The organism is Arthrobacter cavernae (genome assembly GCF_017368795.1).
GTDB lineage: Bacteria > Actinomycetota > Actinomycetes > Actinomycetales > Micrococcaceae > Arthrobacter > Arthrobacter cavernae.
Genome location: NZ_JAFNLL010000063.1, coordinates 1 through 12791 on the forward strand (window position 1 = coordinate 1; position 12791 = coordinate 12791).

Here is a 12791-nt window from a genome sequence, read left to right on the forward strand (position 1 = left end):
CGGAGTAAATCTCTGGGGTTGCAATGGGCATGGTGACTCCTCAAAATGAATCTTGTTTTTGGGCACGCCTGCCACAAACACGCGCCAGAAAGTCCCAAGGCCCGCGCAGTCCTTCGAACGGATTGCGCGGGGCCCTGGCGAAGTGAAGCTACTCGGCAACCTCGCCGGTGGCCTCGTAGGTGGCGATCTTGCCGATGCGGCGCTCGTGGCGCTCGGCATTGCTGAATGGTTCTGCCAGGAATGCTTCGATCAGTTCGGTGGCCTCTTCAACGGTGTGCTGGCGCCCGCCCACTGCTACGACGTTGGCGTTGTTATGTTCGCGGGCCAGCTTGGCCGTGTCGAGGTTCCACGCCAGGGCCGCCCGCACGCCTTGGACCTTGTTCGCGGCGATCTGCTCGCCGTTGCCCGAGCCGCCCAGCACTATCCCGAGGGCGTCCACGCCCGCGGCTTGGTCGGCCACGACGGCTAACGCGGCTTTGATGCAGAAAGCTGGGTAGTCGTCCTCGGCGTCGTAGGTGTCAGGCCCGTGGTCCACCATCTCGTAGCCGTTGGCTGACAGTGCGGTGATGAGGTGGGCGCTGAGCTCCATGCCGGCGTGGTCGGTTGCGATGTGAACGCGCATGAGTGTTCCTTCAGGCTGGTTGGGGTGCGGCGTTGTTGGGGTGCAGTCTGGTTGGGGTGAAGGCGAGTTGGCCGTTCGCGCGCAGTGACTCGATCGCGTCCGCTGGCGACGGCCTGCCGTACACGGCGGATCCGGCCACGAAGACGTTGGCACCAGCCTCCGCGGCACGGGTGATGGTTTCCTCCGTGATGCCGCCGTCGACCTGGATGGCTACGTTGACGCCGGAACCGTCGACCGCTGCGCGGGCACGGCGGATCTTGGGCAACATGACGTCAAGGAATGCCTGGCCGCCAAAGCCCGGCTCCACCGTCATGATCAACAGCATGTCCAGTTCGGTGAGCATGTCCAGGTACGGTTCCACCGGGGTGGCCGGGCGCAGCGCCATGCCCGCCTTGGCTCCGCGCGCACGAAGTTCGCGGGCGAGCCTAATGGGAGCGTTGGACGCCTCGACGTGGAATGTCACCGAACTCAAGCCGGCATCGGCGAATTGTGGCGCCCAGCGGTCCGCGTTGGAAATCATCAGGTGGGCGTCCAACGGCACGGGGCTGACCTTTTGCAGCCGTTCCACGACAGGCAGACCGATGGTCAGATTCGGCACAAAGTGGTTGTCCATGACATCCACGTGCACGGCATCAGCGTTGCTGATGCGGGCCAGCTCCGCCTCGAGGTTGACGAAGTCGGCCGAGAGGATGCTGGGGTTGATGCAGCACTTCAGGGGTGAAGAGGACATGGTGTCTGCCTTTCGGTAGCGGTCGGAGCTTGCGGGTCAGGGAGTGGAGACCCCCAGGGGTCTCCACTCCGCCGATACGGATGGCGGTTTAGGACGCCTTCCGTGCGATGGCGAGGGCGGCATCGACGTCGGCCAGCAGTTCCTTCCAGCTAGCCACGAACTTGTTCAGGCCCTCGGATTCGAGGATTGAAACGACGAGGGCGTAGGAGATGCCCTGGGCCTTGATGGCGTTGAGGATCTGCTTGGCTTCGTCGTAGGTTCCGGAGATGGTGTCGCCGGTGACCACGCCGTGGTCGAACGTGGCATCGAGCGTGTTTTCCGGCATGGTGTTGACCACTCCGGCCGCTGCCAGTTCGGTCACGTAGAGGGTGTCCGGGTAGGCCGGGTCCTTCACGCCGGTGGAGGCCCACAGGGGACGCTGAGGGCGTGCTCCGGCTGCGGCCAGGACGGCCCAGCGCTCGGTGGAGAACAGCTCCTCGTAGACCTGGTAGGCCAAACGGGCGTTGGCGACGCCGGCCTTGCCCTTGAGGGCCTTTGCATCGGCGGTGCCAATGGCGTTGAGACGCTTGTCGATCTCGGTGTCCACGCGGGAGACGAAGAAGGATGCCACGGAGTGGATCTTGGAGAGGTCGTGGCCGTTGTCCTTGGCCAGTTCCAGGCCCCCCTGGAAGGCGTTGATGACGGCCCGGTAGCGTTCCAGGGAGAAGATCAGGGTCACGTTGACGCTGATGCCCTCGGCCAGGGTGGCCGTAATGGCTGCCAGGCCTTCCAGGGTTGCGGGGATCTTGATGTGGACGTTGTCCTTGTCCACCTTCTTGTAGAGGCGCTTGGCCTCGGCGATCGTGCCCTCGGTGTCCCACGCCAGGCGGGGGTCCACCTCGATGGAGACACGGCCGTCGACGCCGTTGGTGGCGGCGGCGATCGGAGCGAACAAGTCGCAAGCGTCGGCCACATCCGCGGTGGTGATCTCGAAGATCGTCTCTTCAACGCTGGCGCCCCTCGCGGCCAGCTCGGCGATCTTTGCCTCGTAGTCCTTGCCGGAGGTGATCGCGGCTTGGAAGATGGACGGGTTCGTCGTCACTCCAACAACGTTCTTTTCGTCGATGAGCTTTTGCAGGCTGCCGCTGGACAGCCGTTCGCGGGAAAGGTCATCCAACCAGATGGAAACGCCTGCGGCGGAAAGCTGTGCGGTGGGTGTTACGTCGGTCATGGCTTCTGTTTCTTCCTTCGAAATTGGTGGCAGTTTGCGGCGGCGCTGCGGGAACGCCTTGGGGTATCCCGCGGCGCCGCCGCACTGCAGGTGGGCGTGTTAGTTGCTTGCTGCAGCCAGGGAGTCCTTGGCGGCGGCAGCTACTGCTTCTGCTGTGATGCCAAATTCCTGGAAGAGCCGCTTGTAGTCAGCCGAGGCGCCGAAGTGCTCAAGGCTGATGGAGCGGCCGGCGTCGCCGACGAATTCCTTCCAGCCCAGGGCGAGGCCGGCTTCGACCGAGACGCGTGCCTTCACGTTGGCGGGGAGCACGGACTCGCGGTATGTGGCGTCCTGCTTGTTGAACCATTCGACGCACGGCATCGAGACAACGCGCGTGGCGATGCCCTCGGCCTGGAGGGCTTCGCGGGCCTCGACGGCAAGCTGGACCTCTGAACCCGTGGCGATCAGGATGACCTGCGCATCAACGGTTTCGCCGCCCTTGGATGCCTCGGCGAGGACGTAGCCGCCCTGTGCGACGCCTGCGGTGGAGCCGAAGGTGTCGCCCTCGGCCGCGCCCTCGCCACGGGCCCAGGTGGGGATGTTCTGGCGGGTCAGGACGATGCCGGCCGGGTTCTCGTGGTTCTCCAGAATGGTCTTCCACGCGATACCCACCTCGTTGGCGTCGCCCGGACGGACCACGTCCAGGCCCGGGATGGCGCGCAGGGTGGAAAGCTGCTCCACCGGCTGGTGGGTGGGTCCGTCTTCGCCAAGGCCGATCGAATCATGCGACCACACATAGATGGACGGGACACCCATGAGGGCCGAGAGGCGGATGGCCGGCTTCTGGTAGTCGCTGAAGATCAGGAACGTGCCCGAGAACGCCCGGGTGCGTCCGTGCAGGGAAATGCCGTTCACAATCGACGCGGCGGCGTGCTCGCGGATGCCGAAGTGCAGGACCCGCCCGTACGGGTTGCCCTTCCACGCATCGGTGGAGCGCGATGCCGGAATGAAGGACGGCGAGCCCTCGATGGTGGTGTTGTTGGACTCAGCAAGGTCGGCCGAACCGCCCCACAGCTCCGGCATGACCGGTCCGAGTGCGTTCAGGACCTTGCCCGAGGCGGCGCGGGTGGAGACGTCCTTGCCCGCTTCGAAGACCGGCAGGACGGCGTCGAGTCCGGTCGGAAGCTTCTTGGCTTCGATCCGCTCCAACAAAGCAGCGCCCTCGGGGTTCGCTGCCTGCCAGGCGTTGAAGGACTCATCCCATTCCTTGCGGGCGGCGGCACCGCGTTCGACGACGGAGCGGGCGTGGGCCAGGACGTCCTGGTCCACCTCGAAGGACTTGGCCGGATCGAAGCCCATGACCTCCTTGAGGCCTGCGACTTCCTCTGAACCCAGTGCGGATCCGTGGATCTTGCCGGTGTTCTGCTTCTTCGGGGCCGGGTAGCCGATGATGGTGCGCAGCGAAATGATGGACGGCTTGGACGTTTCAGCCTTGGCGGCGAGCAGGGCCGAGTACAGCTCCTGGACGTCTTCGACGTATTCGCCCGTCTCGGTCCAGTCCACGCGCTGGGTGTGCCAGCCGTAGGCCTCGTAACGCTTCAGGACATCCTCAGTGAAGGAGATGTCGGTGTCGTCCTCGATGGAGATGTGGTTCTCATCGTAAACCACCACGAGGTTGCCCAGTTCCTGGTGGCCGGCCAGCGAGGAAGCCTCGGAGGTCACGCCTTCCTGGATGTCGCCGTCGGAGGCGATGACCCAGATGGTGTGGTCAAACGGGGACGTGCCCTCGGCAGCGTCGGCGTCGAACAGACCGCGCATCCGGCGCTGGGAGTAGGCGAAGCCCACGGAGGAGGCAAGGCCCTGGCCCAGCGGGCCGGTAGTGATTTCGACGCCGGCGGTGTGCTTGTACTCAGGGTGGCCCGGCGTCAGCGAACCCCAGGTGCGCAGCGCCTCAAGGTCCTTCAGTTCCAGGCCATAACCGGACAGGAACAGCTGGATGTAGAGGGTCAGCGAGGAGTGCCCGGGAGACAGGATGAAGCGGTCCCGGCCCAGCCAGTCCGCGTCGCGCGGGTCGTGGCGCATCAGCTTCTGGAACAGAAGGTAGGCGGCCGGTGCAAGGCTCATGGCCGTGCCGGGGTGGCCGTTGCCGACCTTCTCTACAGCGTCCGCGGCCAGAACGCGGGCGGTGTCCACCGCGCGCTGGTCCTCGGGCGTCCAGGTGAATGCTGCTGATTCGGGATTTGATGTTGCACGTGTAGTGCTGCTCAGCATCACATCTGTTGTCGGATTCACGATTAATCCCCTTCGATTTCGGTCATCGGCCTGTAGCGGCCGCACTGATGCCTTCTGGTTGATATCCATCATTACGAACCGAACGGGTAGGGGTAACACTGTTTTCTGACGGTTCTTACTACACTTTAGGGTTGGGTGGACGCTTCCGTCCCGGTAGACTGCCCGGATGAGTGCAGCCACCAACCAGACCCTGAAGGAATCCACCATGCCTCTTCCAGACCTGCCGTGGCCTCTTCTGCACAGCGTCGCAGCATTGGCCGACGCCCCGCTGACCCAGATAGCGGAGCGACTGCGTGATGCCACGCTCCCCTATCTGGGAAGCAGCGCGCTGGTCATCTTCACCGAAGACTGCACGGGGCGGCCGCAGAAGAAGGCGGGCGAGGAAGAGATCATTTCCCGCGTCTCCATCGCCGAACTCGACACGCTTCGCGCTACCCTTTCGGATGAGACACCCTGGTCTGGGGAAGCCGAGCTCGCCGGCAGTTCCCGCCCCGTACTCGCCCTGAAACACGCCTCCAGCCACGCCCTCCTCGTCCTCACGGATCCTCGCCCGACCGAGCCGGAAAACAATGCCGGGCTGGACTGGGTGACGTATCTGTGGCGCATTGCCGCCCGGCGGATCCAAGAGAAGGTGGCCGACGCGCCGCCGTCGTACCTGCTGGAATCCCGCGCCGCATCAGCCGAACGCATCCGCGTGACAGCGGAACTGACCGATATGCATTCCACCACCCTGGAGACCCTTCTGGCAGCCCTGCGCTCATCCTCCTTGGACGATGCAACGGCCCGCTCAACCGTCACTGACCTCAGCGCCAAAGCCTTAATCGGGCTCCGCACGCACAGTGACCGCACGGCGGACCTGGTGAAAGAGCCCGTTGCGAAGGCCTTCGAACGCCTACGGGAGGACCTGCGACCGCTCACGCGTTACAGGGGCATCGAGATCGAATTCATCGAACCGCCGCTGAATGGAAGGGCACTGCCCGGCGAAGTTGCCCATGCGGCACGGGCCATCGTCCGCGGACTTGTGCTCGCCATGACAGAACAACCAGACGTCAGCAGGGTAAGGACTCAGTGGGATTGCGACGGCGAAAACCTGCTGATCAACGTTCGCGACGACGGCCGCGGCGCACTCGCCGCCGACGCGCCGAGCATCGCCCGTTTGGACCGCCGGGTCCAGGCACTCACCGGACAGTTGCGGATCGACGTCATGCCAGGCTGGGGTGCAGACGTCTTCGTCACACTCCCCCTGGACCTGCAGGTACGCCCGGCCGCGGATGTCGCCGGATGGGACCTTGCCGCCCGGGAACTCGAGGTGCTCCAGCACCTTGTGGCCGGGCACCGCAACCGTACCATCGCCTCAACGCTGGGCATCAGCGAGAATACGGTCAAGTTCCATGTGCGGAACCTGTTCAAGAAGCTCGACGTCGGCTCGCGCACCGAGGCCATCGCCCTGGCAAACAGCCACGGATTCCGGTGATGGTGTAACGCCGGTCTTCGACGGAAGCCCCGGACAGCTACGGCCATCCGGGGCTTTCTCGGGTTCTCCCAAAGGGGTTATGGCAGCGTCCTGGACGTGCCCTTCTCAATCGATGGTTCTGCAGCGGCCGGTGTGCGGTTCCGGCGTCATTTGACCGTGGCTATGGCAGTGTCGAGGATGATGAAGGCCAGCAGGCTCCAGCCCAGCAGCGGCAGGAAGAGCCCGAGAGGGACCATGATGGTGATCGCTGTCAGGACACCGGCCCAGTGCGCGCGCAGGAGCGCCCCACGCGGCGCGGGGCTGCCCAAGGCCCAGGCGCCGCCGCGGGTGGGGCGCCGCTTCCACCACATCACGTAGCCCCAGACGGCCATGGCCGCCAGCCTGGCGGCAATGGCCAGGAGGACGAGCTGGTTCGGCAACCCGAACAGCACCCCCATGTGCGCGGCGATGCCCCAGCGGGTGAGCTTTGCGGCCCCGCTGAATGCGCCGCACCGGAAAGGGAATGGAAGGCCCAATGCAGCCAGGCCTGCCGGCGCCAAGCAAACCAATGAGGGCTGGCAAGGGCAACCTGAACTTGTCAGCACCGCCACGGGCAGCACCGTCAATGCACACGACGCAACAAGGATGATCGGCCCTGGCAAGGTTCCACCATGCCGGCTTTGGTGCGGACTGGGGATACGGCTGTGTGGGCTGAGGTCATGCGGTCAGGCGGTCATGGTGGCGAACATGAGGGCCATGACGGCGGCGCCGAGGGCTTCGAGTCCGTGTTCTGTGCGGACGGAGAACCTGGGGGCCGTCCCGTGGCGGGGAGCGATTGTTGTTTTCCGGTAACGCAGGAGAAGGACAATGAAGACCATCGCCGCAGCTCCGAAGAACACTGTCAGTAGGATCGCCAGATCGGGTGAGTGATCAATTGTTGCTGCGGCCGCGGCGGGGGTTTGGGCTGCCATCGTGTGGTGGGCGTGCGGCATGGACGTTCCGGCTGCTGGCAGGGTTCCCTGGCCGGTGGTGGTCACGTGGCCCATCATGGCGACCATGAGGGCGGCACCGGCCATGGTGAGGCTGTGGTAGGCACATTTGAGCCGGTCCCGGGTGCCTGCGCAGAGTGTTTTGAATTCCGGCCGGGCGACGGCCTGAATGGCGAACCACAGTGCGGCGCCGGCGAGGACTCCGATCTGAGCCAGCATGGTCGAGGGCGCGAGGTTCCACAACATCGTGGCCATCAGGACGTTCATGAGGGCATGGAGGCATTTGTTTACCTGATCCGTGCGCTGGTGAGATTTTGTAGCTTGCAGGACCTGGTAGCTCCCACTAAGTAACAGGACGGCCGTGAGGGCCCAGGTAATTGCGGGGATGTTGAACACGGGGATCACACTCTCACTACTGGGTTGGGTTAGGTGCAGGACGGTCCCCGGTGCTGCTGCCACAGCACCGGGGACCGCCTGTCTTAAGGTTGTTCCTTCTTCAGCTCTATCTAGTCAGCTTGGTCGGTTCATTTTTCCGTTCCGCAGCAGTGCGAGGATTCGGTAGATGCCGTGATGCTGCTGGGCAGGTTCAGGGTTGGGTTCTGGTCGAAGAAGCCGTGGGGTTCGAGCATGAAGCCGATGTTCTGGCGGGGCATGACGGGCCAGTCTTCGAGGCGGACGACGTGGTGCATGCCGAAGGTGTACCAGACCACGAGGTCTTTATCGACGATGTTCCGGTCCGCCTGTGTCCAGATGTGCAGGCCGTCATCGGCGCCGGTGGCCTGGTTCGGGAACTCGCCGGCCGCGAAACGTTCCGTGCGGTCGTAAGCGGTCACCCACAGGTTGTTGCGGGCGAACTGTGCGCGCTTGCTGACATACGATTCGTCACCGGCGGCGAGCTGGATGCCATTGGTTGGGATGAGGCGGTAGGCGACGGGTTCGTTGACCAGGTTCTTGCTGTCGCGGTTGGCGATCTTCCAGAAGCGGTGCTTGGACGAGTCAGTCTTGCGGATGGCGGCCTGTTCGGTTTCCAGGAGCCGGTCCACGGCCATGAACGCGGTGTGGGTGGGGTTGTCCTTGGGGATTTCCATGTCTACTTCGTAGACGGCGTTTTTGGGTCCGTCGATTTCGAAGTCCATGCGGACGTTGAACATGTGCTGGTGGATCGGCGCGTACAGTCCGTCGTTGTTCAGCGTCTGTCCGTAGGGGCTCTTCTCGCCGGGCTTCTGGCCGGCGGTGGACAGGATGCCGGTGGCCTTGACCAGGAACTCGATGCTGCCGTCGAGGAAGAGGTGCCAGTAGAAGGCGTACTCGTAGTTGGCGACGGTGGCGATGAAGGAGATTACGAGTTTGCGGCTACGTCGGGTTTCGGCGGTGCCCTCGCGGAAATCGAAGTGCTTCCAGAGGATGGAATCGTCCTCCTCGTGCATGCAGATGGCGTTCTCGATGGTCAGCGGGTTGCCGTGGCTGTCGGTGGTGATGCCGTCGAAGTATTTGATTTCGCCGAGGCAGTCGCAGCCGAGTTTGAGGGAGTTGGCCATGTTGCCGATGTTGTATTCGCCGGAGTCGAAGGCGTTCTTCTTTGCCTGGACGGGGGCGGTGTCACCGTACGGGACCACCATTTCCGACAGTGATGCCCTGTTGATGACGGGGCGTTCGGTGTCCTTGTTGCGGAAGCGGAGCTGGTGAAGGACCAGGCCTTCGCGGGGGGTGAAACCGACACGGAAGGACCAGTCGGCCCACTGGACGTGGTTTCCGGTGACCTTGAAGGAAGCACCTTCGGGCTGGGTGATGGAGATGGGCTTGAGGTCCGTGCGGGCCAGCCCGACGTACTTGGGCAGGTAGTTGCCGCTGGCACTGGGGACGGGGATCGCCTGGTCGTCCTCGACTTTTACGACGTCGCCGGAGTTAAGGTCGACAATGACGATGAAGTTCTCGATCGGGTGCGCGTAAGGGCTGTCGTCAGGCTCCTGGCGGACGAAGACGAGAGCGCGCATCAGACGCCGTCCCTCGTTGTCTTCACCGAAGTAGCCCACAGACCACGGTTCGAAGCAGACCAGGTCCATATCAGTGATGCCCCGCTTGGCGAGGGCAGCCTTGACCTCAGGGTTCTTTCGGCAGCTCTCTTCACCCTCTGCAAACTCGTCCAGCATGAATGGAGGATGAATGTTGGCAGCCAACTGCGTCCACTTCGAGACGATGCCCGAATCAAGGTCGACAATCGCTTCGTAGGAACGTCCCTCGGCACGGTTGACGAGCACCGCATCTGCTTCGCGAACCGTCTTAGCGCCGGTCCTGAGCAGTTCCTTGTCAGGCTCGCGCAGTTCAACGCTGATAAAGCGGAACGTTTCTGCCGCGGCCGGGCCGTCCTTCAAGATTGAAGCCGCCCGGGAAATCTCGGCGCGGGACAGCGGATCAAGAGGGTGCGCTACCCCTACAACGGCTTCAGTTTCAGTATTGATAGTCATGGTTTTCTCCTTGGTTCTTTCATCAGGTTGAGGACCGAACGGCCAAACAGCCGAGGCGTTCCCCAGTAATTGCCCCAGTGGGTTTTTGTTGGCCGAATCGGCCAGGAACAGGTGAAACGGGGCTGCGCCGCTGATTAGCCGGCCAGCAGCCAATCAGATGCAGCCTTGCGGAAGCGGGAGATGCCTTTGTAGTCCGCCATGTCTTCGGGAAGTTCGGCCAGCACCCGGCCAAACTTTTCGCGCCATGCGGGTACGCGGGCGATGTCGGAGAGGGGGAGGAGGTGGGTCCGGACCAGGAACAGCATGGCCCCGGAGTGCGGGAGGCGGATCAAATGCTGAACTTCCACCCGCAGGTGGAGCCTATCCGGCAGTGCAGGGTCTGCGGCTATGGTTCCGCGGTCAGGGCCCCATTCCGGGTAGGTTTCGGTGGAGGTGTCCAAACGCCGGTCAATGGTCATGGTCCAGTTGGTTCGGCGATATTGCTCGCCGGGTTGCAGCCGCAAGAGGAATTGGTGCGCCCTGGTGATGATCTGTTCCTCCTTTAGCCGCGGCACGGGACCGTGGATCTCGAGGAAGTTCATGCCAACGTCGAAACCGAAGGACCAGTCGGCGGCGAAGGTGACCAGGCCGGCGTCGAGCCACATCGTGTCCTCACGAACGTCCAGCAGGATGATGTCGTCCTGGATCTGGCTGCCCAGAAACCGTAGTGGGCCCATCGGTAGCGAGCTGTCGTCGCCGATGGTGAATTCGACGTCGAGGTTCTGCAAAGCGTTCCGCCAGCGGCAGGCGTTCCCTTCCCGGTGGAAGGACATCGTGTCCGGGTATTCTTCAGCCATAGCGGACAGCAGCGTGGAGATGGTGTCCCACACTGCAGGCCGCATGTGAGGGAGGACCTGCATGCGTGAAGGGTCGCGGGTCAGCACTCCGTCACGTTCGGCCAATTCCTGAAGATAGTGCTCGTCAATGTCCAGCAGCCGGGCGCCCCATTCGCCGGCTTCTGTTGTCACTGTTTTCGTGGCCGGTTCGACGTTGGCGCTGTACCGGTAGCTGTCGGCGGAAAACGGGAAAGGGAAACGTCTGATCCGTTCCGGGAGGACCGCGGTGTCAGCGTCTTTGTCGATGATGGTGATGCTCAAAGGTCCAACTCCAATTCTGGGTCGTCACTGCGCGAAACGCAGCACATCATTGTGGTGTTCGCAGCCTTTTCCTGGTCACTCAGGTAGAGATCCCGGTGCTGCGGTGTCCCCCGCAGCACCGACAGGGAACATTCACCGCAAATGCCTTTGCGGCACATGTTCGGAATGCTCTTGCCTGCCTTTTCGAGCGTCTCCAACAACGAAACGCCGGCCGGAACGTCCAATCTGATACCGCTGCGAACCAGGTTCACCGTGAAGGGTTCGCCCTCGTCCAGCTCGGCCGCTCCAAATGCCTCTGAATGCAGTCGGGCCTGGGACCATCCATGCTCCCGTGCCTGATCCAAGACCGTGTTCATGAAGGGATCCGGCCCGCAAACGTAAAGGTGCGTTCCCAGCTCCTGGGTAGTTAGCTTTTCCGTCAGGACTTGCTGGAAACTGCCGCGATCAGTGCATTCGATCAGCTCGGTTAGCCCGCGGCTCAGCAGTTCGCTCGCGTCTGCCACGTGCGCCCCCGCCCCGCGCCGGTGGACGTAGATCACGGATGCTGGGATGCCCCGTTCGGCCGCGGCTCGTGCGTGCGAAAGAATTGGCGTGATTCCGATTCCTGCGGCAACCAGCAGATGATGCGTTGCTGTTGACACGGGGGCAAAGGCACTGCGGGGACGCGAAACCTGAACACGGTCACCGACGGAAAGTCGATGCATGGCCACGGAGCCGCCGCCGCCGTCTTCAACTTGGAGGACCGAGATGGCGTATTCGGACGGGGCACTGCCCGAACCCGTCAGGGAGTAGGCATTGACGCCGGTCCCGTACTGGACCACCAAGTGGCTTCCCGGGACGTAGGACGGCAGTGGCCCGCCCGACGGATCAGCGAACGTGATGCTAACGATCGAGTCCGTCTGGATGCTGACGTTGGTCACCTCCAGCAGGAGGCCTCCGTCCACCGCCGGATGGATACCAGTCTGGAGCGCCGTCACTGTCATGATGCCTCCTCGGCATGGGCTGAGTAACCCAGGTACGCGCCAATTCGGCGAGAGAAGTGATCCGTGATGGCCAAAGTGGTGGCGCATCCTTGGCACGCCACCTCGGGACTGGCTGCCCTGACGGTTGTCGTGATGCGGCAGTGCGGGCAATAAATAACGCTGGGTCCCATGCCGTCACTTAGGAGGATCACCTCCTCCTCCAGCAGTCCACATTCCGCAGCTGCGGCGGCGGCTGCCCGGATGTCCGATTGGGGACCGGCGAGTACGAGCCGGACTCCGACGTGCGAACGTCCGAGCGCGGATCTCAAGTCCGAGAGGGTCTCCGGGTTTGCGGACTCGAAACGGAGGTCGTGCCTGGGCCGGCCACCGCTGTGCTGTTCCGCGGTGTCACCTGTGGAGCCAAACGACGCACAGATGACACCGCGGAAACCAGGTTCCAAGCCGGTGCCTGCTGCCGGCGGCATTGACGCGGAACGCACGGTGGGTCCTAGGGTGCGAAGGTGCGGTCGCCGGCGAAGAACCCCAGACCATACTCAGGGGTCTCAAACTTCACCGTGGTGCCCTTGGGGAAGAACAGCACATCGCGTTCCTTCGCGTGCGTCACTTCCCCGGTGCTCTGGTCGGTGAGGATGAATTCACCCTTGATGACGACCTTCATTTCGTCGTAGGTGTACGTGTACACCAAGGGTTCGGAGGCCTTCAGCTCGAAGAAGCCGGCGCACATGACAGACCCGGCGGGGTTGTGAAGGGAGTCACCGATCGCAGCGACCGTCCCAGGCTCGTTCATCGACGGCAGTCCGATGAAGCCGTTTTCTACTTTGTGGATGGATCCGGCCTTGCTGAGTGTTCCTACGAGAGTGGTTTCCATGATTACTCCTGTGTTGGAAAGATCTGTCAGAAATGTTGATTTATTGCAGGTGAGACTGTTTTGT

Annotated in this window: 12 protein-coding genes; 1 reads left to right on the top strand and 11 read right to left on the bottom strand. The window is 63.2% G+C overall.

All coding sequences use genetic code 11. The features are described 5' to 3' along the window. Positions 1-148 precede the first annotated feature (148 nt). The 4 genes from J1902_RS18075 to tkt form a co-directional block, all read right to left on the bottom strand. Entirely contained in the window at positions 149-622 is a 474-nt protein-coding gene (locus J1902_RS18075) for a ribose-5-phosphate isomerase (RefSeq protein WP_207617770.1), read from the bottom strand. Positions 623-632: 10 nt separating this feature from the next. Then, a complete protein-coding gene (gene rpe, locus J1902_RS18080) occupies positions 633-1352 on the bottom strand; it encodes a ribulose-phosphate 3-epimerase (protein WP_207617771.1) in 720 nt (239 codons plus the stop codon). A gap of 88 nt (positions 1353-1440) precedes the next feature. Beyond that, positions 1441-2562: a transaldolase gene (gene tal / locus J1902_RS18085; protein WP_207617772.1), complete on the bottom strand. Its 1122-nt coding sequence runs from the start codon at positions 2560-2562 to the stop codon at positions 1441-1443. A 99-nt stretch (positions 2563-2661) separates the two neighbouring features. Further along, positions 2662-4812, bottom strand: a complete 2151-nt coding sequence (gene tkt / locus J1902_RS18090; protein WP_207617777.1) for a transketolase — start codon at positions 4810-4812, stop codon at positions 2662-2664. Positions 4813-5038: 226 nt separating this feature from the next. On the opposite strand from tkt, the gene J1902_RS18095 reads away from it, so the two are divergent. Then, positions 5039-6307: a helix-turn-helix transcriptional regulator gene (locus J1902_RS18095; RefSeq protein WP_207617778.1), complete on the top strand. Its 1269-nt coding sequence runs from the start codon at positions 5039-5041 to the stop codon at positions 6305-6307. Positions 6308-6453: 146 nt separating this feature from the next. Here the strand turns inward: J1902_RS18095 and J1902_RS18100 are convergent, their stop codons facing one another. The 7 genes from J1902_RS18100 to J1902_RS18125 form a co-directional block, all read right to left on the bottom strand. Continuing rightward, positions 6454-6822 carry a PepSY domain-containing protein gene (locus tag J1902_RS18100; RefSeq protein WP_242702191.1) on the bottom strand — a complete coding sequence of 123 codons (369 nt, stop codon included), beginning with the start codon at positions 6820-6822 and terminating at the stop codon, positions 6454-6456. 189 nt (positions 6823-7011) lie between these two features. Then, positions 7012-7734 carry a DUF5134 domain-containing protein gene (locus J1902_RS18105; protein ID WP_307794488.1) on the bottom strand — a complete coding sequence of 241 codons (723 nt, stop codon included), beginning with the start codon at positions 7732-7734 and terminating at the stop codon, positions 7012-7014. 65 nt (positions 7735-7799) lie between these two features. After that, positions 7800-9740, bottom strand: coding sequence for a primary-amine oxidase (locus tag J1902_RS18110; RefSeq protein ID WP_207617774.1), 1941 nt, complete (start codon positions 9738-9740; stop codon positions 7800-7802). Positions 9741-9874: 134 nt separating this feature from the next. After that, positions 9875-10876 (bottom strand): heme-dependent oxidative N-demethylase family protein, encoded by a 1002-nt coding sequence (locus J1902_RS18115; RefSeq protein WP_207617775.1) that lies wholly within the window; start codon positions 10874-10876, stop codon positions 9875-9877. After that, entirely contained in the window at positions 10873-11946 is a 1074-nt protein-coding gene (locus J1902_RS18120) for a PDR/VanB family oxidoreductase (RefSeq protein WP_278253671.1), read from the bottom strand. Before J1902_RS18120 ends, J1902_RS18115 begins: the two co-directional genes overlap by 4 nt. Continuing rightward, complete coding sequence (locus J1902_RS19740; protein WP_278253672.1) at positions 11856-12323, bottom strand: dimethylamine monooxygenase subunit DmmA family protein; 468 nt, start codon at positions 12321-12323, stop codon at positions 11856-11858. The genes J1902_RS18120 and J1902_RS19740 overlap by 91 nt, the downstream gene beginning before the upstream one ends. Positions 12324-12346: 23 nt before the next feature. Further along, positions 12347-12727, bottom strand: coding sequence for a cupin domain-containing protein (locus J1902_RS18125; protein ID WP_207617776.1), 381 nt, complete (start codon positions 12725-12727; stop codon positions 12347-12349). Positions 12728-12791: the final 64 nt, after the last annotated feature.